Below are 21158 nucleotides of genomic sequence, written 5' to 3' on the forward strand. Positions count from 1 at the left end.
ACCCTGCAGCGGGCAGGCTTCCCGGTCATGATCGGCGTCCACTCCCCGCGCCGCCACCTGCGCCGCCGCCCCGAACCGGAGCCCTTCCATGCGCCATGCACCGCTCTCGCTGTCCCTGTCGATGATCCTCGCCACCGGCCTCGGCACCCTGGCCGGCTGCCAGCCGGCGACGCTGCCGGTGGCGGACGCAACCCTGTCGGCGATGGCGGACGACACCGCCGCGGCCACGCGTTTCGACGCGCTCGCCGAATCGCTGCTGATGCGCGCGCTGGAGCGCAGCCCGGAGTGGTCGATCTATTCCGGCCGCTACGACAACGCCGCCATCCTGACCATCCCCGACGCCGCCCGCCGCGCCGACGACCTCGCGTTCGCGAAGAGCGCGCTGGCCGAACTGGCCGCGTTCGACCCGCAGCAGTTGCCGGCGCCGCAGCGCATCGACCACATGCTGCTCAAGAACCAGTTCGAGTCGTCGGTCTGGTACCAGCAGCGGTTCCGCGACTGGGCCTGGGACCCGTCCAACTACAACGTCGCCGGCACCGTCGCGCTGCTGCTCAACACCCCGTACGCCGACGAGGACGCGCGCCTGCGCACGGTGATGGCCCGCATCGAACAGGTGCCGCAGTACTACGCCGCGGCGAAGGCGAACATTGCCGACCCGACCGCCGAGCATGTCGAGCTGGCGATCGTGCAGAGCCGCGGCGCGCTCAGCGTGTTCGACGAGGCGTTGCGCGAGCGCATCAAGGCATCCGGCCTCGACGCCGCCGAACAGGCGACGTTCAACACCCGCATCGACGCCGCGCGTGGCGCGATCGAGGGCTGGATCGGCTGGCTGGAGGGCGAACAGCAGCGGCTCGCCGAAACCGGCGACGCGCGGTCGTTCCGCATCGGCAAGGACCTCTACGAGCAGAAGTTCGCCTACGACATCCAGTCGCACTACAGCGCCGCCGAGCTGTACCAGCGCGCCGTCGAGGAGAAGGAGTCGCTGCACCGGCGGATGGACGAGATCACCGTGCAGTTGTGGCCGAAGTACTTCGCCGACACCGCCATGCCCGACGACCGCCTCGAGCGGATCGGGATGATGATCGACCACCTGTCCGCGCAACACGTCGAGCGCGACGGGTTCTTCGACGAGATCAACCGGCAGATCCCGCTGCTGGCCGACTTCGTCCGCGAGCACGACCTGCTCGACCAGGACGAGTCACGCCCGCTGGTGGTGCGCGAAACCCCCGAGTACATGCGTGGCGGCGGCGCCGGCGCCTCGGTCAGCGCGCCCGGTCCGTTCAACCCGACCGCCGACACCTACTACAACGTCAGCCCGCTCGATGCGTACAACGACGAGCAGGCCGAGAGCTTCCTGCGCGAGTACAACCACTGGGTGCTGCAGGTGCTCAACATCCACGAGGGCATCCCCGGCCACTACACCCAGCTGCTGCACGCCAACAAGAGCCCGAGCCTGGTCAAGAGCCTGCTCGGCAACGGCGCGATGATCGAAGGCTGGGCGGTGTACGCCGAGCGGATGATGCTGGAGCAGGGCTACGGCAACCAGGAGCCCGAGATGTGGCTGATGTACGGCAAGTGGAACCTGCGCGTGGTGACCAACGCGATCCTCGACTACGCCGTGCACGTGGACGGCATGACCGAGGCGCAGGCGATGGACCTGCTGCGCCGCGAGGCCTTCCAGGAGGAGACCGAGGCGGTCAACAAATGGCGCCGCGTGCGCCTGTCGCAGGTGCAGCTGACCAGCTACTTCACCGGCTATGCCGAGATCTACGACCTGCGCGAGCAGCGCAAGGCCGAGCTCGGCGAGGCCTTCGACCTGAAGACCTTCCACAACCGGTTCCTGAGCTACGGCAATGCGCCGGTGTCGGCGATCGCAGAGCTGATGCGCGAGCAGTACCCGGCGCGGTGATGCGATGGCGGCACCCGCGTCGTAGCGCGGGTGCCGCGGCGGCTAAGCACCAGCCGCCGCCACGGTTCAGGCGATCGGATCGGGCGTCGCATCCACGCGTGCGGGCGAGCCCGCCGCGGTGAACAGCACGTCGGTCGAGGAGTTCAACGCGGTCTCCGCCGAGTCCTGCACCACCCCTACGATGAAGCCGATCGCGACCACCTGCATCGCCAGGTCGGTCGAGATGCCGAACAGCCCGCAGGCCAGCGGCACCAGCAGCAGCGAGCCGCCGGGCACGCCCGATGCGCCGCACGCGCCGACCGTGGCGATCACGCTCAGCAGCAGCGCGGTCGGCAGGTCGACCGTGATGCCGAGCGTGTTGACCGCGGCCAGCGTCAGCACGGTGATGGTGATCGCCGCGCCGGCCATGTTGATGGTGGCGCCGATCGGGATCGACACCGCGTAGGTCTCCTCCGGCAGGCCGAGCCGGCGGCACAGCTCCAGGTTGACCGGGATGTTGGCCGCCGAGGAGCGGGTGAAGAACGCCGTTATGCCGCTCTCGCGCAGGCAGGTGAACACCAGCGGGTACGGGTTGCGGCGGGTCTTCAGGAACACGAGCAGCGGGTTGCCGGCCAGCGCCATGAACAGCATGCAGCCCAGCAGCACCGCGAGCAGGCGGGCGTAGTCGAGCAGTGCGTCGAGGCCGGACTGCGCCAGCGTCGCCGCGACCAGGCCGAAGATGCCCAGCGGCGCCAGCCGGATCACCAGCCGCACCAGCCAGGTGACCGCTTCGGCGAAGTCCGCGAGTACCGCGCGGGTGCCGTCGGACGCATGCCGCAGCGCCAGCCCGAGGCCGATGCCCCACGCCAGCAACCCGATGTAGTTGCCGGTCGCCAGCGCGTTGACCGGGTTGTCGACGATTTGCATCAGCAGCGTCTGCAGGACCTGGCCGATGCCTTCCGGCGGAGTCAGCGCGATGTCGTCGGGCAGCGCCAGTTGCAGCGTGGTCGGGAACGCGAAGCTGGCCAGCACCGCGACCAGCGCGGCGGTGAAGGTGCCGGCGATGTACAGCAGCAGGATCGGCCGGATGCCGCTCTGTTCGCCGCGGCGGTGGTTGGCGATTGCCGCGGCGACCAGCACCAGTACCAGCACCGGCGCGACCGCCTTCAGTGCCGAGACGAACACGGTGCCGAGCAGGCCGGCGGCGGTGCCCGCCTGCGGCGAGACGAGCGCCAGCATCGTGCCGGCGACCAGGCCGATGACGATCTGGGTGACGAGGCTGGGGCGGCGCAGGAAGGCGGGCAGCGGCATGGGCGGGCTCGGACGGGAGGAGGGCGATGGCGCGTGCGCCGGGTGGCCGATTGTCGCGCGCGCGCGCGCGCGGCGCGAACGCGGCGCGCAGCCCGCGGGCTTGGGCGACGCTCGTGAATGGCTGGCCGTCCGGTGCGCGTGATCGCACCCCGGGGTTTGCGTGAATCAGTCGGCGGCGCCGGCAAACCCGAGCTGCCGCCACGCTTCGAACACGGTCACCGCAACCGCGTTCGACAGGTTCAGGCTGCGGTTGTCCGGCCGCATCGGCAGCCGCAGGCGCTGCTCCGTTGGCAGCGCGTCGAGCACCGCGTCGGGGAGGCCGCGGGTCTCGCAGCCGAACAGCAGGGCGTCGCCTTCGCGGTAGGCCGGGGTGTCGAAGCGGGTGCGGCCACGGGTGCTGAGCGCAAATACGCGCGGCGGCGCGCCGTCGGCTTTGGTGCTCGCCGCGAGCGCGGCATCGAGGTCGTCGTGCACCTGCATCCGCGCGAACTCGTGGTAGTCGAGCCCGGCCCGGCGCATCTGCTTGTCGTCGATCGCGAAGCCGAGCGGTCGCACCAGGTGCAGCCGCGCGCCGGTGTTGGCGCACAGCCGGATCACGTTGCCGGTGTTGGGCGGGATCTCGGGCTGGAACAGGATGACGTGGAGCATGGGCGGCAGTTTAGGCCAGCGCCGGTCACCGCTTCTGTAGGAGCGACGTAAGTCGCGACCCACTGGAAACCGGTAGTTCGGCGATTGGCGCGATATCCGGTCGCGCGGCCGAGGAAGCGCGTTGAACGACCGACCTCATTGCGTCAGTGGGTCGCGACTTACGTCGCTCCTACGCGGAAGCGGTGGTCACCGGCTACCACGCCATCGGCTCGCCCTTGCGGTCGACGAAGCGCCCGCTCAGCGAGGCCTCGGCGCGGTCGATGGTGGCGAGCATGTCGGCCGCCGCCTCGGCCGGTTCGACCGGTGCCTTCTCGCCGCCCATCTCCGTCCGCACCCAGCCGGGATGGAAGGCCAGCACGGTGATCCCGCGCTCGGCCAGCGCCCGGGCCAGCAGCGCGGTCGCCATGTTCTGGGCGGCCTTGGAGATCGCATAGCTCGGCGTGCGGAACGCCTCCTTGCCGGCAATCGAGCCCAGCTCCGACGACAGGTTGGCGACCGTGCCGCCGTCGGCCAGCAGCGGCGCCAGCGCCTGGGTCAGCAGGAACGGCCCGGTCGCGTTGACGTGCAGGCTGTGGTCGAGGATTGCTGGATCGACCTTGCCGAAGCGCTCGCCCGAGTGCAGCACGCCGGCGTTGTTGAGCAGCAGGTCGATGCGGCCGCCGTCGAGCACCAGCGGCAGCTCGCGCGCGAGCTCGGCGTGGCTTTTCGGCTCGGCGACATCGAGCGGAAACACGTGCAGCCGGCCCGGGTGCTCGCCGGCCAGCTGGTTGAGTGCGTGGGCACGGCCGGGCTGGCGGCAGGTCGCGACCACGCGGTCGCCGCGGGCCAGCAACTGGCGGGTGAATTCGAGGCCGAGGCCGCGGTTGGCGCCGGTGACGAGGCAGTGCCGGTCGGTGTCGATGGACATCGGATTTTTCCCGGTACGGAACTGCGGACAGTCTAGGCCGCCCCCCGGAGTGCGGCGCGACGGCGGCGGCATCGCCGGCTCCGTCCATGCCGCCACCGGGACTTGTGACCTAGTGCCCGCTTCCGTCCCCGCCGCTAGGATGGGCCGTTGCCGTCCGCCCGGACGCCGCCCATCCACCGACAGGGGAGTCACCATGACCGCATCCCACCGTGCCCGCCAGGGCCTGCTGCAGAAGGGCACGCTCGCCCTGGCCCTCGTCACCGCGATCGGCGCCACCGCCTTCGTCCCGGCCCCGGCCGCCGCCCAGGCCGCGCCCGCCGCCGGCGTCGACATCGCCTACGAGGAGTTCACCCTGCCCAACGGCCTGCGGGTGATCGTGCACGAGGACCACAAGGCGCCGATCGTCGCGGTCAACGTCTGGTACCACGTCGGCAGCAAGGACGAGCCGCGCGGCCGTACCGGCTTTGCCCACCTGTTCGAGCACCTGATGTTCAACGGCTCGGAGAACAACCCCGGCGAGTACTTCACCCCGTTCGAGCTGGTCGGCGCCACGGACATGAACGGCACCACCAACACCGACCGCACCAACTACTTCCAGAACGTGCCGACCACCGCGCTCGACCTTGCGCTGTGGATGGAGTCGGACCGCATGGGCCACCTGCTCGGCGCGATCGACCAGGCGACGCTCGACGAGCAGCGCGGCGTGGTCCAGAACGAGAAGCGCCAGGGCGAGAACCAGCCCTACGGCCAGGTCTGGACCAAGCTCAACCAGGCGCTGTACCCGGCAGGCCACCCGTACCACCACAGCGTGATCGGCTCGATGGCCGACCTCAACGCCGCCTCGCTGGAGGACGTCAAGAACTGGTTCCGCGCCTGGTACGGCCCGAACAACGCGGTGCTGGTGCTGGCGGGCGACATCGACCTGGAAACCGCGAAGCGCAAGGTCGCCAGGTACTTCGGCGACATCCCGGCCGGCCCCGACATGGCGCAGCCGGCGGTCGACATCGCCGTGCGCCCGGCCGACACCCGCGAGGTGATGGAAGACCGCGTTCCGCAGGCGCGCATCTACCGCGCCTGGAACGTGCCGCCGACCGGCACCGCCGACGTCGACCGGCTGCACGTGCTGGCGCAGATCCTCGGCGGCAGCGACACCTCGCGGCTGGAGAAGCGCCTGGTCCACCAGGACCAGCTGGTCGACAGCGTCAGCGCCGGTGTCAGCGAGTCGCAGCTGGGCTCCAACTTCCTGGTGATGGCCAGCGTCAAGGAAGGCGTCGACCCGAAAAAGGTCGAGGCCATCATCGACGAGGAGCTGGCGCGCCTGTTGAACGAAGGCCCGACCGCCGGCGAGGTCGCGCAGGCCAAGACGGTGATCCGCGCCGGCTTCATCCGCGGCATCGAGCGCATTGGCGGCTTCGGCGGCAAGGCCGACGCGCTCGCCAGCTGCGAGATCTACACCGGCGAGGCGGACTGCTTCCGCGACAGCCTGCAGACCGTCGCGGCGGCGACCCCGGCGCAGCTGGTCGCGGTCGGCAACGAGTGGCTCGGCGACGGCGACCACACCCTGGTCGTGCTGCCGGGCGAGCGCACCCCGCTGGCCGAAGAGCCCGCGGTGGACCCGGCCCCGCTGGACCTGCCGCCGGCCAACGACCAGTACAGCACCACCGCGTCGACCGTCGACCGCAGCACCGGCGTGCCGATGCCGGAGGAGTTCCCGGAACTGACCTTCCCCGAATTGCAGCGAGCCACCCTGAGCAACGGCACCGAGGTGATCCTGGCCGAGCGCCACGCGGTGCCGGTGGTGCAGATGAACTACCTGTTCGACGGCGGCTACAAGGCCGACGCGCTGGTTGACGACAAGCTCGGCACCTCGAGCTTCGCGATGAGCATGCTCGACGAAGGCGCCGGCGAGTACGGCGCGCTGGATTTCGCCGCGCGGGCCGAAGCGCTGGGCGCCGAGCTCGGGGCCAGCGCCTCGCTCGACGGCGGCAGTGCCTACCTGTCGGCGCTGAAGGACCAGCTCGACCCGTCGCTGGCGCTGTTCGCCGACATGCTGCGCGAGCCGCGCTTCGACCCCGCCGAGATCGACCGGGTCAAGGCCAGCTGGATCGCCGGGATCAAGCAGGAGAAGGCGCGTCCGAACTCGGCCGCGCTGCGGGTGATGCCGCCGCTGCTGTACGGCGAAGGCCACGCCTACGCGATGCCGTTCAGCGGCTCGGGTACCGAGGCGTCGATCGCCTCGCTCACCCGCGACGACCTGGTCGGCTATCACGGCACCTGGGTGCGGCCGGAGAACGCCACGCTGGTGGTGGTCGGCGACACCACCCTGGCGCAGGTGGTGCCACTGCTCGAGAAGCACCTCGGCAACTGGGACCCGGCCGGCGAGCCGGCGAGCACCGGCGAGGTGGCGAAGGTCGAGCTGCCCGACAGCCCGCGCGTGTTCCTGATCGACCAGCCCGGTGCGGTGCAGGCCAACATCTTCGTCGGCCAGCTGGTGCCGTCGACGAAGTCGGAGCAGGCGACCCAGTTCGAGTTCGCCAACACCGTGCTCGGCGGGCAGTTCAGCTCGCGCCTCAACATGAACCTGCGCGAGGACAAGCACTGGGCCTACGGTTCGTACAGCTTCTCGCCGGACGCGATGGGCCAGCGGCCGTGGCTGGCGTTTGCACCGGTGCAGATCGACAAGACCGCCGAGTCGATGGCCGAGCTCAAGCGCGAAATCACCGAGTACGCCGGCGGCAAGGCTCCGGCGACCGCGGAGGAAGTCGCCAAGGTCCGCTCCAACGAGATCCGCAGCCTGCCGGGCGCCTACGAGACCGCCAGCTCGGTCGCCAGCACCATCGCCGGTATGGTCCGCTATGACCGCCCCGACGATTACGTGCAGCAGCGCCAGGCCGAGATCGAGTCGCTGACCCCGGCCGAGGTGGCCGAGGCGGCCGGCACGATCGACCCGTCCGCCCTGACCTGGGTGGTGGTCGGTGATCTCGGCCAGATCGAGGCACCGGTGCGCGCGCTGGATTTCGGCACCGTGCAGGTGCTGGACGCCGACGGCAACCCGGTGGCGACCAAGGCCGGTGCGACCGCCGCCCAGGCCGGCGAGGGTGCCGACGCCGAGTAGTCCGGTTGCATCCGCCGGGTGGTCCTCCACCCGGCGGGTGGGCGCACGGCGGTATCGCGGCACGGACTTTGCCCGTTGGCGAGCTTCCGTTCTGTCTGTAGGAGCGGCTTCAGCCGCGATCGGCAACCGTGCGCCCGCGCCGGTTCCGGATCGCGGCTGAAGCCGCTCCTACAGCAGCCCGCGGCAACGCGAGTCACCCGCGATTCACCGCAATGGCGTCAAAACCCGTTCCACCCGCGCGACAATCGCGCCTGATTCCGCACCCGCCTTCCCCTGGAGCCGCCATGATCCGACCGCTCATCCTCGCCACCGCCACGCTCGTGCTCGCCAGTGGCTGCACCTGGGTGCACATGGCGCCCGGCGCCAGCGCGGTGCGGGTCATCGGCGCCGGCGGCCCGCCGGCCGGTTGCGTCAAGCGCGGCGAGATCGCGGTGTCGGTCAAGGACAGCGTGGCGTTCTACGAGCGCAACAACCTGCGCGTGCGCGAGGAACTCGAAACCCTCGCCCGCAACGAAGCACCCGGCCTCGATGCCGACACCATCCAGCCCGTGGCGCCGCCGCTGGACGGCGACCAGCGCTTCGCCGCCTACCATTGCGGCAGCACCGTGGCGGCGCCCTCGGTGCCGACGCAAGCCCCACCGGCCGGCGCGCGGACGTACCCGATCGGCGGCTGAGCGTTCAGCCGGCCAGCCCCCAGTAATGCAGCGGACCGGGCGAAACGTTAATCTGTCGTGATCTTTGCCTTCCGGTTCGCTGCTCATGCTGTTCCAACACGTCGCCATTGCCGGCCTGGCCCACATCGACGCGCCGCGCCGGCTGGGCTCGGACGAGATCAACGCCCGGCTCAAGCCGACCCTGGACCGCCTCGGCATCCGGACCGACGTCCTGGGTGACATCGCCGGGATCCACGCCCGGCGCCTGTGGGACGACAGCGCCATGCTCGCCTCCGACGCCGCCACTCTGGCCGGCGTGAAGGCACTGGCCGACGCCGGCATCGACCCGGACAAGGTCGGCCTGCTGGTCAACACCTCGGTCAGCCGCGACTACCTGGAACCGTCGACCGCGTCGATCGTGTCCGGCAACCTCGGCCTGCCCGACACCTGCCAGAACTTCGACGTCGCCAACGCCTGCCTGGCGTTCATCAACGGCATGGACATCGCCAGCCGGATGATCGAGCGCGGCGAGATCGACTACGCGCTGGTGGTCGACGGCGAGACGGCCGACCTCGCCTACGAGAAGACCATCGAGCGCATGACCCGCGCCGATGTCACCGAGGCCGACTTCAAGAGCGAACTGGCCACCCTGACCCTGGGTTCCGGCGCCGCCGCGATGGTGCTGGCCCGCGCCGAGCTGGCGCCGGGCGCGCCGCGCTACAAGGGCGGCGTCACCCGCGCCGCGACCGAGTGGAACAAGCTGTGCCGCGGCAACCTCGACGGCATGATCACCGACACCCGGATGCTGCTGATCGAAGGCATCAAGCTGGCCCAGAAGACCTTCGGCGTCGCCAAGCAGAAGCTTGGCTGGGTGGCCGAGGAGCTCGACGAGTTCGTCATCCACCAGGTCAGCAAAGTCCACACCGCCGCCTTCACCAAGGCGATGGGGATCGACCCGAAGAAGGTCCTGACGATTTTCAACGAGCACGGCAACATCGGCCCGGCCTCGGTGCCGATCGTGCTCAGCAAGTTGCGCGAGATGGGCCGGCTGAAGAAGGGCGACCGGGTCGCGCTGCTCGGCATCGGCTCGGGCCTGAACTGCTCGATGGCCGAGGTCGTCTGGTAGAACGCCGCCTGCGCTGACCCGCGCCGACGCTGGTAGATCCCCGCCGGCGCTGATGCGCGCCGGGCGAAGTGTTCAACCTGCCGGGCAGGCGGGGTCGCGGCCGGCGTACACCGCGCAGATTTCCTGGCGGCAGCGCAGGCCCTGCGGAGTGTTCGGTGGCGGGCACTCGCGCAGGTTGGACTGGATCTGCTCCGACCGCGTGCGCAGCGGCCGGCGGGCGCGTGCCGGCTCGGCACCGCCGGCGGCCGCGGTTTCACTGGCCTGCATGCTCTGGATCAACGCATCCATGCTGTCCACGTCGCGTGCGGCCGCGCTGCTGTCGCCCGCGCGGATGTTGCCCAGCAGTACCGCCAGCAGGTCGGGCTCGTCATCGGCCCTGGGCTGGCGGCTTGGCGCGCGCGGCGGCGCCGGGCGCGGTTCGCGCACCGCCGACGCGGCGGCGAACGGATTGCCCGGAGCCGTCCGTGCGGTGTCGGCCTCCGGTGCGGCCGCCATGGCGGCGGTCGCGGTGGTAGCAGTGGTGGCGTCGTTCGCTTCGAACGAGCCGGCGGCGGACGCCCGATCGCCTGCGAGCGGCGCTTCCTCGATGATCGTCGCGGCGGACGGTGGCAGCGGAGCGGCATCCGGCATCGCGGCGTCCTTGCCGAGCGAGACGCGCGCCGGCGCCGCGGCGTCGCCCTTGTCAGCCGGCAGCAGCAGCCATCCGGTGACCGCCATCGCAAGCAGCACGACGACGGCGGGCGCGGCCCAGCGGCGACGGCCGGTGCCCGCGCGGCGGGTGCCGGCAGGGCTTTCCATGTCTGCTAGGATTCGCGCCGGCGACTGTCGGACGCCTGGTTGCGCGGTATTGGATTGCGCGCCGGCCAACAGGCTCGGGCGGCTGGGCTTGGCATCTTGCCGGTCCACCTGGACTCCTTTCCCCGCCGGATTTCCGGCTGGTGTTATCCCTGGCCGAAGCGGCACGTTTGCCGGTCCGGTCGCGGCCGCATTCTGCGGCGGGGCCGGGGGTACGTCAATTCGACGGCGGGGCGGCCGGAGCCCGGAACGATTCAGACCACGGACGGTGTTTGCATGATGGCGCTATGGATGGCGATTTTTTTTGCGGTGAGTGCGACCGTCGCCTGGCTCGCGTTGTTCCCCGCCGCGCGCGACGGCGTGCTGGCCGGCGCGGACCGGCTGTTCTCGCGGCTCGGCGCGGTGTTCGGGCGCTGGCACTCGCGCGTGAGCGGGCAGGCGGATGCGTCCGGCAGGCGGTTGCGCGAAGGTGGCCAGCACGTCGGCGGCATGCTCGCGCGCTACCGCGTGCCACTGCTGGTGGCGCTGCTGCTGCTCACGCTGCCGCCGTTGTTGATCCTGCAGATGCGCCGCCAGGTGCTGCTGGATGGCTACGATGACGCCACCGCCGCCTCGGCCGACAGCCACGTGCTGGCGCTGCTGCGCGGCGAGCGTCTCGCACCGCCGGCGGACCTGCCGCCCGCGGTCTTCTCCACCGCCGAGGCGATCCGCGTCGTGCCGGGCATCGCCACCGCCGACCGCAAGTGGCACCGGCTCGATCCCGACTTCCAGCAGCGCCTGCTGGCGGTGTACCAGGTCATGCGCGAGCAGTACGGCTACGAAATGGCGCTCGTCGAGGGCTATCGCAGCCCCGAACGGCAGGCCCGGCTGGCGGCGCAGGGCGAACACGTGACCCGTGCCACCGCCGGCCGCAGTTGGCACCAGTACGGCCTCGCCGCCGACAGCGCACCGGTGCGTGGCGGCCAGCTGCAATGGGACATGCGCGATCCATGGACCCGGCGCGGTTACCACCTCTACGGCGAAGTCGCGCGCTCCGTCGGCCTGGTCTGGGGCGGTGGCTGGAAGAGCATCCAGGACTACGGCCACGTCGAACTGCGGCGCGACGGGGTGCGTCCGCCGCGCTGAGCGCGCTCGCACGACGCAGGTGAACCCGGCGCGCAGTCCTGTTATCGTCGCGGCCGGCAACGGACGCCAGCGGCCCGCCTCGGGCCCGCCAGGGAGCATGGCCATGTCACAACCCTTCATCGTCGTCGGCGACAAGATCGACCATGGCGGCGCCGTGGTCAGCAGCACCGCGACCACCGACATCGACGGCAAACCGATCGCGCGCGTGGGCGACAAGGTCAGCTGCAGCCAGCACGGCGACACCGTCATCGCCGCCGGCGACCCGACCGTGGTCATCGACGGCCAGCCGGTTGCCCGGCACGGTGACAAGACCGCCTGCGGTGCGACGCTGATCGCCGGGCAGATGCGGACCTTCATCGGCTGACCCCGGGCAGGAACACGGATGCCGGCGCCGGACGCGTCGGTGCAGGACCTCGAATGGACACGACCAACGCGAACCCAGTGCGCAACGATGCAGGAAGCCCGGCATGAAGGGCGGACGACTCCTGCGCACCGGTGGGCTGGGGCTGCTCGGCCTCGTGGTGGTCTGGACCGCGGTGGTGCTGTACTGGCGCTCCGCCGGCATCAGCCCGACCGCGGGGCACCTGGCCACCTGGCTGTTCCTGCTGCCGCTGGTGCTGCTCGGCGGCTGGCTGCTGGCACGCGGGGTCCAGCGCCGCATCCGTGCGCGGGGTGCGAACGCGGCGCCGTCCGCCCAAGCGGGCGACGCCGGCCTGCCGCAGGCCGGCGAGGGGCCGCACCCCGATCGCCTGCTGTACCTGCTGGGTAGCGCCGCATGGCTGCGCGCCGGGCAGGATGGCGCCGCGGTGGCGCAGGCGCTGGCGCAGCCGCAGCGGCCGCCACTCCATCCGCGGCTGAAGGACCAGCTCGGCCTGCCGGTGTTCGCCGCCGAGGTCGACGGGCTCGACCCTTCGATGGTCGCGCCCGCGCTCGAGGCGGCGCTGGTCGCCAGCGGGAACGCCGGCCCGGCGGAACGCACCTTCGGCGAGGAAGCACTGCGCGCCCTGGCGCTGCTGGATCCGGTGGTCGAAGACCTGCTGTTCACCGCGTTGCCGCCGGCATCGTCCGATACCGCCGAGTCGTCGCCGGTCGGCGGCATGCACCCGCATGCGATGCACCATTCGCGCTCGTCACGGGCGTCGGCTCCCGCCGCGGCCGCGTCGCAACTGCGGGTCCGGCTGCTGGTGCCGGCGGCATGGCCGGCCGCGGCCAGGACGGCCAGCGGCGCGTGGCTCGACGGCAAGGCCCGGGCGGTCGGTTTCGTCGAAGGCCAGTTCACCGTCGAGGTCACGCCTGCCGCCGGCGCCGTCGAGGTCTGGCGATGCCTGGAGCGACTGGGGCAACCGGACGCCGGCGAGCCCGGCGACACCCACCTGCTGCTCGCAGTGCATTCGTCGATCGGCGAGGCCAGCGTCGACCGGCTCGACGCCCGCCGCGAGTTGCTGGTGAGCGGACATCCGGAGGGCCTGGTGCCGGGCGAAGGTGCCGCCGGTGTGCTGCTCGCTGCCGGGTGCCCGGGCGGAGCCGGGAGCGGTCCGAAACCGGTCCGCCTGCATCGCCTGCTTCACGGCCGCGCGGGCCAGGGTCGCGGTGCCGGCCGCGAGGCCGCCACGCTGCTGCAGCGCGCGCTGGAGACCGCGGCGCAACCGGTCGACGACATCGCCCTGGTGTTCAGCGATGCCGACCACCGCCCCAGCCGCGCGATCGAGATCGCCGCCGCCGTCGCCATGGCGTTGCCGGAACTGGAGCCGGTGGACGACACGCGCCACCTGGGACTGGCCTGCGGCGATACCGGTGCGGTGGCGCCGCTGGCCCTGCTGTCGACCGCCGCTGCCCACGTCATCGCCGGGCAGGCGCCGGTCCTCGCGGTGAGCCTGGCCGACAGCGAGGCGCGCGTCGCGCTGGTGCTGTCGCCGCTCGCCGTATCCGACGCCGTTGCGGACGACGGTACCCGTTCCCGAACCCCGGCCGCCGCTGCGGCCATCGCCTGACAAGACTGGAAGTACGCTGATGAGCAGTTTCTGGATGAATCTCCGCTACTGGCTGACCGATTACCGGGTGCTGGCCGCGCTCGGCATCGCCGCCGCCGCCGCGGTCGCCTACTTCGGCATCGATGGCCTGCTGGCCGCCGGCGGCTGGCTGCTGGTGGTCCTGCTGGCGGTGGCGGCGATCTGGCTGGTGGCGGTGATCGTCCGCAAGGTCCGCGCCCGGCGCGCGGGACAGCGCATCGATGCGATGGTCAACGAACAGGCCGAGCAGGCGGTCGCCAACGCCAAGCCGGCGGTACGCGCCGACGCCGAGCTGCTGCGCGAACGCATGGGCGAGGCGGTCAAGGCGATCAAGACCTCGCGCCTGGGCCAGACCCGCGGCACCGCGGCCCTGTACGAACTGCCGTGGTACGTGATCATCGGCAACCCGGCCGCCGGCAAGAGCACCGCGATCCTCAACTCCGGCCTGCGCTTCCCGTTCGAGGACAACCGCAGCAACGTCATCCACGGGCTCGGCGGCACCCGCAACTGCGACTGGTACTTCACCACCGAAGGCATCGTGCTCGATACCGCCGGCCGCTACTCGGTCAGCGCCGAGGACCGGCTGGAATGGCTGACCTTCCTCGACCTGCTGAAGAAGCACCGCCCTCGGGCCCCGATCAACGGCATCATCATCGCGGCCTCGATCGCCGAGCTGTCGGGCAGCAAGCCCGAGTTCGCGATCGACCTGGCCAAGAACCTGCGCCAGCGCGTGCAGGAGCTGACGGAGCGGCTGGAAGTGCACGCCCCGGTCTACGTCGTGTTCACCAAGGCCGACCTGATCAGCGGGTTCACCGACTTCTTCCGCGGCCTGGATCCGTCCGAGCGCGAGAACGCCTGGGGCGCGACGCTGCCTTACGACGTCAGCGGGGAAGCCGATGCTCTCGCAGCGTTCGACGGCCACTTCGACGAACTGTCCGACGGCCTGCGAGAGATGAGCCTGTCGCAGATGGCGATGGCACGCGGCCGCGAGGTCGCGCCGGGCCTGCTGACCATGCCGATGGAGTTCGCCGGTATCAAGCCGGCGCTGCGCACCTTCGTCGCCACCCTGTTCGAGGAAAACCCCTACCAGTTCAAGCCGGTGTTCCGCGGCTTCTACTTCACCAGCGCGCTGCAGGAAGGCGTCGCCGTGCAGCCGGCGTCGGAGCGGGTCAGCCGCCAGTTCGGCCTGCCGCCGCGCGCCGGCGGCGAGGACGTGGTGGCGCCGGCCGACAGCAGCCACTTCCTGCTCGGTCTGTTCCGCAAGGTCATCTTCGCCGACCGCGAGCTGGTGCGGCAGTACTCCAGCCCGGGTCGTACACGCCTGCGCTACGCCGCGTTCGCCGCCGCGGTGCTCGCGCTGGGCGTGGCCCTGACCGGCTGGACCTGGTCGTACACCGGCAACCGCCAGCTGGTGTCGGACGTTCGCGCCGACCTCGACAAGGCGATCGCGCTGCAGGAAGGCAAGGTCGACCTGCAGTCCCGGATCGAGGCGCTCATGGTGCTGCAGGACCGCCTCGAGCAGCTCGAGCGCTATCGCGAAGACCATCCGCTCAGCCTCGGCCTGGGGTTGTACCAGGGCGAGGCGATCGAGCAGACGCTGCGCCGCGAGTACTTCCACGGCATGCGCCAGCTGATGCTGGAGCCGGTGGGTACCCGCCTGGAGGACTATCTCGGGCGCGTGGTCGGGCAGGCCGGCGAGCTGCGCGCGCCGCGGGTGGCGGGGCTGGACAGCGACGATGCGGCCACCGGCGCGACGGACGCGGAACCCGCCGCCGACGCGGGCGAGCGGCTGTACCGCGAGGCCTCGCCGACCGATTCGCAGGATGCCTACAACGCGCTCAAGACCTACCTCATGCTGGGTGACCGCTCCAGGGTCGAAGCGACCCACCTGGGCGACCAGCTGACCCGGTTCTGGCGTGGCTGGCTCGAATCCAACCGCGGCGCCATGCCGCGGGAGGAAATGCTGCGCGCGGCCGGTCGCCTGATGACCTTCTACGTGCAGCAGGCCAGCCGCGCCGACTGGCCGCAGATCGAGACCCGCTACAGCCTCGTCGATGACAGCCGCCAGGCGCTGCGCGCGGTGATGAAGGGCACCCCGGCCCGGGACCGCGTGTACGCCCAGATCAAGGCGCGCGCGGCGACCCGCTTCAGCCCGGTGTCGGTCGCCGGCCTGCTGGGCGGGGACGATGCGGCCGTGGCCGGTGGTGACGTGATCACCGGCAGCCACCAGATCCCCGGCACGTTCACCCGCGAGGCGTGGGAGAACTACGTCGAAGACGCGATCGCCGAGGCCGCCACCACCGAGCTCAGCAGCACCGACTGGGTGCTGGAGGCGACGGTGCAGAACGACCTCACCCTGGCCGGCAGCCCGCAGCACATCGCCAAGGAGCTGACCGCGCTGTACAAGGCCGAGTACGCGCGCGAGTGGCGCAGGTTCCTGCAGGGTGTCAGCGTCGCCCGCTTCGACAGCTTCGACGCCGCGGTGACGCAGATGAACCGCTTGGGCGACCCGGCCGGTTCGCCGCTGCGGACCCTGCTGGAAGCGGTCAACCGGGAAACCGTGTGGGACAACCCGGCGGCCGCGAATGCCGTCGCCGGCGCCGCCAAGGGCGGCTTCGTCGCCTGGTTCAACCGGGTCATCATGCGGCGCAACCCGACGTCGATCCCGGTCCAGGTCGATCCGGACACCGGCAAGCAGGTCGCCGTCGCCGCCGGCCCGATCGGACAGGAGTTCGCCGGCCTCGCCCGCCTGCTGGCCAGCCACGAGGGCAACCCGCCGCTGCTGGACCAGTACTTCGAGGCGCTGGGCAAGATCCGCAGCCGCTTCAACGCGATCAGGACACAGGGCGACCCGGGCCCGGGTGCACGCCAGCTGATGCAGCAGACCTTCGATGGCGAAGGCTCCGAACTCGCCGCCGCGCTCAAGCTGGTCGACGAGCACATGCTCAACGGTTTGGCGCAGGCGCAGCGCGACACCCTGCGGCCGCTGCTGCTGCGGCCGCTGATGCAGAGCTTCGCCGCACTGGTGGCGCCGACCGAAGCCGAGCTCAACCGGACCTGGGCGGCGCAGGTACACCGGCCGTTCGAGGACGGCATCGGCCAGCGCTATCCGTACGCACCGGACGCGACCGTGGAGGCCGCGCCGGCCGACATCGAGCGGATGTTCGGCCCGCAGGGCGCGATCGCGAAATTCGGCGAGGGCGCGCTCGGCTCGCTGGTGATCCGCCGCGGCAACACCCTGACCGCGCGTCAGTGGGCCGACATCGGCATCAACCTGCGTCCCGAACTGGTGGCCAACTACGGCCGCTGGGTCGGCGCCAGCGCCGCCGGCGACGGCCCGACCATGGTGATCCAGATCCTGCCGCTGGCGGCGCGCGGGCGCGAGTACACCGTCACCATCGACGGCCAGCAGATGCGTTACCGCAACACTCCGCCGCAGTGGCACACCTTCCAGCTGCCGGGGCAGGGCGTGCCCGGGGTGCGCATCGCCGCGGTGACCGGTGACGGGCGCAGCGTGGACGTGTTCAACCAGCCCGGCGACCAGGCGATGGCGCGGATGTTCGAGGCCGCGAGCAAGCAGAACCTCGGCAAGAACCACTACCGCCTGGCGTGGACCCAGGACGGTGCCGAAGTGGAGGTCGAACTGCGCATCGTCAGCGTGGTGCAGCCCAACAGCGACGGCAACGATGCGCTCGGCCTGCAACTGCCGGCGCTGGTCGCCGGCGCCGTACCCGTGTCGGGCGGCACCTCCAGCACCGCCACCGCGGCGGAGGCGCAGTGATGGTCGCGGTCGAGGCCGCGCAGGCGCTGAGCTACTTCGGCAAGCTGCCCAGCCGCGGCGATTTCGTGCGCACGCCGGACAACCACCAGCTGATGCTGACGCTCGACCGCTGGGCCGGCGGAGGGATCGAGCTGCTCGCGCGCGATCCGGGCTGGAAGCAGCTGTACGACGGCGCCCCGGCGCTGCATTTCGCCTTTCTCGGTTCCCGTAGCCGGGTCGCGATCGGCGGGCATTTCATTCCCAGCCGCGACGCGTCCGAACGCCGCTTTCCGTTCCTCACCGCGACCCGTATCGAGCTGACCCAGCCGCTGGCCTTCATCGGCCGCAGTCCGCTGGCGCTGTCGCGCCTGTGGACGAGCCTGGCCCGCCTTGGTCGCCAGGCGGTGGACGCGCAGGATGCCGGCGACGCCCTGCGTACGCTGGCCGAACTGCGGGTCACGGTCAGTCCGGATCCGCAGGTGTACGAAGCACCGTTCAACGACTTCATCGACCTGCAGGACATCGGCGCGCTGCAGGACCTGCTGCGCCAGTCCGGCCACCCGCGGGTGCAGCTGCGCTGGCTGCTGCCCGCGCTGGGCCTGCTGATGCAGCCGCTGGTGGTCGGCGGTGCCGGTCAGATCGACAAGGCGCTGTCGCTGCCGCTGCCGCGCGACGCGCTGTACCGGCCGCTGGTGGCGGCGCTGTGGCTGGACCTGGTGGGTGGTTTCCTCGGCCGTTCCGACTTCGAACTGGTGCTGCTGGTGCGCGAGGGCGACGGCCTGGCGGGGCCGCAACTGCTGGTCGGCTTCAACGGTGCCGACGGCCGGACCCTGCAGGCGGCGATGGACCCGCAGGTCGGCGCCGAACACGTCATCCGGGTCGATGACGCCGAATGGGTCGAAGACCAGCTCGACGGCGACTACGCGCTCAACAAGCTGGTCAGCTACATCGATCGCGACGACCTCTCGCTGCGCATGGCGCGCAGGACATTCAACGAAACCTTCCTCGGAACCTGACATGCGTCCAGCCCTGTCCCCGCGGCTCCCGTCCGCCCTGTTCTCCCCGCTGCGCCTCGTGTCCTGCGTGCTGCTGGCGCTGATGGCGGCACCCGCATTCGCCCAGGCCGACCGTCCCGCCGTGGCGGCCACCGCTGCCGACAAGCCGGTGATCGCCGCCGGGACGGTGCCCGACGAGGCGACCCGCGCGGCGGTGCTGGCGCGCCTGCGCGAGCTCTACGGCGCCCAGCGCGTAGTCGACCGGATCGAGGTCGATGCGGTGATGGCGCCGCCGAACTGGCGCGAGCGGGTGGTCGCGATGCTCGGACCCGACCTGCAGCAGGTCCGCACCGGTGAGCTGGCGGTCAATGGCAACAGCGTTCGCATCAGCGGCCAGGTCGGCAACGAGGCCGAGCGCCAGCAGGTGGCGAGCGCGCTGGCCACCGCCGCTGGTCCGAACTTCCTGGTCAAGAACGCCCTGCGCGGCGGGGGCAACCGCCAGCAGGAGCTGCTCGACCAGGCACTGGCCGACCGCATCATCGAGTTCGAGAGCGGCAGCGCCACGCTGACCGCGGCCGGCCGTTCGATCCTCGACGAGATGGTGGTCGCGATGAAGCAGGTCGGCGACCAGCAGGTGCAGGTGATCGGCCACACCGACGACGTCGGCCGGCGCGAGGCCAATGTCGCCCTGAGCCTGCAGCGGGCGATCGCGGTGAAGGCCTACCTCGAGGGTGCCGGCGTGGCGGCCGACAACCTCAGCGTGCAGGGCTTCGGGCCGGACCGGCCGGTGGCCGACAACACCACCACCGAGGGACGCGCACGCAACCGCCGGATCGAATTCCGCGTGCTGTAACCGCCGGCGCTCGGCGGTGGCCGATCACCCCAGCTGGACCCAGGCCGGCGCGTGGTCGCTCGGCCGCTCCCAGGTCCGCGGCTCGCGGTCGATCCCGGCCGCCGCGCAACCCGATCGCAGTGCTTCCGACACCAGGGTGAGGTCGATGCGCAGGCCGAGGTTGCGGCGGAACGCCGCCTGCCGGTAGTCCCACCAGCTGAATTCCCCGGCACCGTCGTGGTGCAGCCGGTAGGCGTCGTGCAACCCGAGCGCGAGCAGCCGCTGGAGGCTGGAGCGTTCGGCCGCCGAGGTCAGGATGTGGTGCTCGTTCCAGCGCTCGGGATCGTGCACATCGCGCTCGTCGGGCGCGATGTTGAAATCGCCAAGCACCACCATCCGCGGATGCCGCGTCAACTCGGCCGCAAGCCAGTCGTGCACGGCTTCCAGCCAGCGCAGCTTGTACGCGTACTTGTCGGTCCCGACATCCTGGCCGTTGACCACGTACAGGTTGACCAGGCGCACGCCGCCGACCGTGGCGGCGATCACCCGCTTCTGCTTGTCGACGAAGCCGGGAATCCCGACCTGCACGTCGGTGGCCGGCTCGCGCGAGAGGATCGCCACGCCGTTGTAGGTCTTCTGCCCGGCGAACACGCTGCGGTAACCCAGCGCCGCGATGTCGGTGTCCGGGAAGCGCTCGTCGTCGAGCTTGGTTTCCTGCAGCGCCACCACGTCGGGAGCGGCAGCCTGCAGCCATTGCTGCAGGTGCGGCAGGCGGACATTGAGCGAGTTGACGTTCCAGCTGGCGATCTTCATCGGCGCAGTCTAACGGGACGCCACCGGCATTCCGCAGGAAAACGCAGGCGTTCCGCGGCACGACCCACCGGTAATCCGCCCGTCCTGCGTACTGCGACGGCGACGGTGCGGCCGCTAGAATGGACGCATGAGCATCCGACCCTTCCTCGACCATGCGCCGGTCCTCGGCGAGCGCGTCTACGTCGACCCCGCCGCGACCGTGATCGGCCGGGTCACCCTCGGCGACGACGTTTCCATCTGGCCAGGCTGCGTCGTCCGCGGCGACGTCAACTCGATCGAGATCGGCGCGCGCACCAATGTGCAGGACGGCACCGTCGTCCACGTCACCCACGAGGGGCCGTTCACCCGGCCCGGCGGGTTCGCGACCGTGATCGGCAGCGATGTCACCATCGGCCACGGCGCCATCGTGCATGCCTGCCGGATCGGCGACTTCAGCCTGATCGGCATGGGCTCGACCGTGCTCGACGGTGCGGTGGTGGAGGCCTATGGCTTCGTCGGTGCCGGCGCGGTGGTGCCGCCGGGCAAGACCGTCGGCGAGGGCGAGCTGTGGCTCGGCAACCCGGCACGGTTCGTGCGCAAGCTCAACGAGCGCGAGATCGAGCAACTGCGCTACAGCGCGGGCCACTACATGCGGTTGAAGGACCAGTACCTGGGAATGGCGCAGGGCTGAGATGCGGTGCGGGCGTGCGAGGTTCCGACGCACCCCGTCGACTGTGGGGCAGTTGCAGGAGCGGCTTCAGCCGCGATCGGGTGACTGGCTGCGCAAGCCGGCTCCCTGATCGCGGCTGAAGCCGCTCCTGCAAGGGCTCAGGCCAACGTCCAGGTCCGTTTTCCGACCGTGGAGTCGACGATACCGACGAGAGCCGCGCTTGGTTGCGGGCCAGAGCCTCGCTCGAGGTTTTCTAACCAGCGCTATCCCGGAAGCGTTGCGCGCTCCAGCGCGGCCAGCCATGTCAGAGCGCCTTCGCGATCGCTGCCGCACATCGCCGCCTCCGGCCTGAGCGAGGCGCAGAACGCCGGCCGCTCGGGCCGGCCGAACAATCTGCAGCGCAGCCGGTCGTCCAGTTGCACGCACGGTATGCCCGCCGGCTTGCCGTGCGGCATGCCGGGAATCGGCGAGGTGATCGAAGGCGCGATGCAGCATGCGCCGCAGCCAGCGCGGCAATCCATGAAAGGAGTCG

General features: G+C 70.9%; 16 protein-coding genes and 1 pseudogene. 11 read left to right on the plus strand and 6 right to left on the minus strand.

Annotation, left to right across the window (positions count from 1 at the left end; genetic code table 11):
* The first annotated feature begins 88 nt into the window (after positions 1–88).
* Positions 89–1909 (plus strand): DUF885 domain-containing protein, encoded by a 1821-nt coding sequence (locus U8331_RS01575; protein ID WP_481131890.1) that lies wholly within the window; start codon positions 89–91, stop codon positions 1907–1909.
* 66 nt (positions 1910–1975) lie between these two features.
* Here U8331_RS01575 and sstT read toward each other — a convergent pair whose 3' ends face one another.
* The 3 genes from sstT to U8331_RS01590 form a co-directional block, all read right to left on the minus strand.
* Positions 1976–3199, minus strand: coding sequence for a serine/threonine transporter SstT (gene sstT / locus U8331_RS01580; RefSeq protein ID WP_481131891.1), 1224 nt, complete (start codon positions 3197–3199; stop codon positions 1976–1978).
* 165 nt (positions 3200–3364) lie between these two features.
* The gene (locus tag U8331_RS01585) at positions 3365–3847 is read right to left on the minus strand and encodes a tRNA (cytidine(34)-2'-O)-methyltransferase (RefSeq protein WP_481131892.1); all 483 of its coding nucleotides are present in this window, start codon (positions 3845–3847) and stop codon (positions 3365–3367) included.
* Positions 3848–4040: 193 nt separating this feature from the next.
* Entirely contained in the window at positions 4041–4754 is a 714-nt protein-coding gene (locus U8331_RS01590; RefSeq protein ID WP_481131893.1) for an SDR family oxidoreductase, read from the minus strand.
* A 193-nt stretch (positions 4755–4947) separates the two neighbouring features.
* On the opposite strand from U8331_RS01590, the gene U8331_RS01595 reads away from it, so the two are divergent.
* From U8331_RS01595 to U8331_RS01605, 3 genes and pseudogenes are all read left to right on the plus strand, one after another.
* Complete coding sequence (locus U8331_RS01595; RefSeq protein ID WP_481131894.1) at positions 4948–7869, plus strand: M16 family metallopeptidase; 2922 nt, start codon at positions 4948–4950, stop codon at positions 7867–7869.
* A gap of 287 nt (positions 7870–8156) precedes the next feature.
* Positions 8157–8465 (plus strand): annotated as a pseudogene (locus tag U8331_RS01600) (DUF4156 domain-containing protein); the annotation flags it as partial.
* Between the two features lie 163 nt (positions 8466–8628).
* Positions 8629–9648 (plus strand): 3-oxoacyl-ACP synthase III, encoded by a 1020-nt coding sequence (locus U8331_RS01605; protein ID WP_481131895.1) that lies wholly within the window; start codon positions 8629–8631, stop codon positions 9646–9648.
* 72 nt (positions 9649–9720) lie between these two features.
* Here the strand turns inward: U8331_RS01605 and U8331_RS01610 are convergent, their stop codons facing one another.
* A complete protein-coding gene (locus U8331_RS01610; RefSeq protein ID WP_481131896.1) occupies positions 9721–10446 on the minus strand; it encodes a hypothetical protein in 726 nt (241 codons plus the stop codon).
* A 288-nt stretch (positions 10447–10734) separates the two neighbouring features.
* Between U8331_RS01610 and U8331_RS01615 the strand changes: the two genes are divergently transcribed.
* The 6 genes from U8331_RS01615 (at position 10735) to U8331_RS01640 (ending at position 19185) form a co-directional block, all read left to right on the plus strand.
* Positions 10735–11568, plus strand: a complete 834-nt coding sequence (locus U8331_RS01615) for a M15 family metallopeptidase (RefSeq protein WP_481131897.1) — start codon at positions 10735–10737, stop codon at positions 11566–11568.
* Positions 11569–11671: 103 nt separating this feature from the next.
* Positions 11672–11932, plus strand: coding sequence for a PAAR domain-containing protein (locus tag U8331_RS01620; RefSeq protein ID WP_481131898.1), 261 nt, complete (start codon positions 11672–11674; stop codon positions 11930–11932).
* 103 nt (positions 11933–12035) lie between these two features.
* On the plus strand, positions 12036–13559 hold the full coding sequence (locus U8331_RS01625) for a hypothetical protein (protein WP_481131899.1): 1524 nt from the start codon (positions 12036–12038) through the stop codon (positions 13557–13559).
* Positions 13560–13578: 19 nt separating this feature from the next.
* Positions 13579–17358 (plus strand): type VI secretion system membrane subunit TssM, encoded by a 3780-nt coding sequence (gene tssM, locus U8331_RS01630; protein WP_481131900.1) that lies wholly within the window; start codon positions 13579–13581, stop codon positions 17356–17358.
* Positions 17358–18353, plus strand: a complete 996-nt coding sequence (gene tagF / locus U8331_RS01635) for a type VI secretion system-associated protein TagF (protein ID WP_481131901.1) — start codon at positions 17358–17360, stop codon at positions 18351–18353. The genes tssM and tagF overlap by 1 nt, the downstream gene beginning before the upstream one ends.
* Before the next feature lies 1 nt (position 18354).
* Complete coding sequence (locus tag U8331_RS01640) at positions 18355–19185, plus strand: OmpA family protein (protein WP_481131902.1); 831 nt, start codon at positions 18355–18357, stop codon at positions 19183–19185.
* 24 nt (positions 19186–19209) lie between these two features.
* Here U8331_RS01640 and xth read toward each other — a convergent pair whose 3' ends face one another.
* Positions 19210–19977: an exodeoxyribonuclease III gene (gene xth / locus U8331_RS01645; protein WP_481131903.1), complete on the minus strand. Its 768-nt coding sequence runs from the start codon at positions 19975–19977 to the stop codon at positions 19210–19212.
* Between the two features lie 127 nt (positions 19978–20104).
* On the opposite strand from xth, the gene U8331_RS01650 reads away from it, so the two are divergent.
* On the plus strand, positions 20105–20647 hold the full coding sequence (locus U8331_RS01650; RefSeq protein ID WP_481131904.1) for a gamma carbonic anhydrase family protein: 543 nt from the start codon (positions 20105–20107) through the stop codon (positions 20645–20647).
* Positions 20648–20889: 242 nt separating this feature from the next.
* Here U8331_RS01650 and U8331_RS01655 read toward each other — a convergent pair whose 3' ends face one another.
* Positions 20890–21147, minus strand: a complete 258-nt coding sequence (locus tag U8331_RS01655) for a YkgJ family cysteine cluster protein (RefSeq protein WP_481131905.1) — start codon at positions 21145–21147, stop codon at positions 20890–20892.
* Positions 21148–21158 lie beyond the last annotated feature (11 nt).

The sequence above is a fragment of the Lysobacter sp. CC-YZS074 genome (assembly GCF_056739745.1).

Bases quoted from the DNA above. Each gene is read 5' to 3' on its own strand.
- U8331_RS01640 (WP_481131902.1), top strand. From the start codon at position 18,355: ATGCGTCCAGCCCTGTCCCCGCGGCTCCCGTCCGCCCTGTTCTCCCCG.
- U8331_RS01650 (WP_481131904.1), top strand. From the start codon at position 20,105: ATGAGCATCCGACCCTTCCTCGACCATGCGCCGGTCCTCGGCGAGCGC.
- U8331_RS01585 (WP_481131892.1), bottom strand. From the start codon at position 3,847: ATGCTCCACGTCATCCTGTTCCAGCCCGAGATCCCGCCCAACACCGGC.
- U8331_RS01620 (WP_481131898.1), top strand. From the start codon at position 11,672: ATGTCACAACCCTTCATCGTCGTCGGCGACAAGATCGACCATGGCGGC.
- U8331_RS01575 (WP_481131890.1), top strand. From the start codon at position 89: ATGCGCCATGCACCGCTCTCGCTGTCCCTGTCGATGATCCTCGCCACC.
- U8331_RS01590 (WP_481131893.1), bottom strand. From the start codon at position 4,754: ATGTCCATCGACACCGACCGGCACTGCCTCGTCACCGGCGCCAACCGC.
- sstT (WP_481131891.1), bottom strand. From the start codon at position 3,199: ATGCCGCTGCCCGCCTTCCTGCGCCGCCCCAGCCTCGTCACCCAGATC.
- xth (WP_481131903.1), bottom strand. From the start codon at position 19,977: ATGAAGATCGCCAGCTGGAACGTCAACTCGCTCAATGTCCGCCTGCCG.
- U8331_RS01610 (WP_481131896.1), bottom strand. From the start codon at position 10,446: ATGGAAAGCCCTGCCGGCACCCGCCGCGCGGGCACCGGCCGTCGCCGC.
- U8331_RS01605 (WP_481131895.1), top strand. From the start codon at position 8,629: ATGCTGTTCCAACACGTCGCCATTGCCGGCCTGGCCCACATCGACGCG.
- U8331_RS01595 (WP_481131894.1), top strand. From the start codon at position 4,948: ATGACCGCATCCCACCGTGCCCGCCAGGGCCTGCTGCAGAAGGGCACG.
- U8331_RS01655 (WP_481131905.1), bottom strand. From the start codon at position 21,147: ATGGATTGCCGCGCTGGCTGCGGCGCATGCTGCATCGCGCCTTCGATC.
- tssM (WP_481131900.1), top strand. From the start codon at position 13,579: ATGAGCAGTTTCTGGATGAATCTCCGCTACTGGCTGACCGATTACCGG.
- U8331_RS01625 (WP_481131899.1), top strand. From the start codon at position 12,036: ATGAAGGGCGGACGACTCCTGCGCACCGGTGGGCTGGGGCTGCTCGGC.
- U8331_RS01615 (WP_481131897.1), top strand. From the start codon at position 10,735: ATGGCGATTTTTTTTGCGGTGAGTGCGACCGTCGCCTGGCTCGCGTTG.
- tagF (WP_481131901.1), top strand. From the start codon at position 17,358: ATGGTCGCGGTCGAGGCCGCGCAGGCGCTGAGCTACTTCGGCAAGCTG.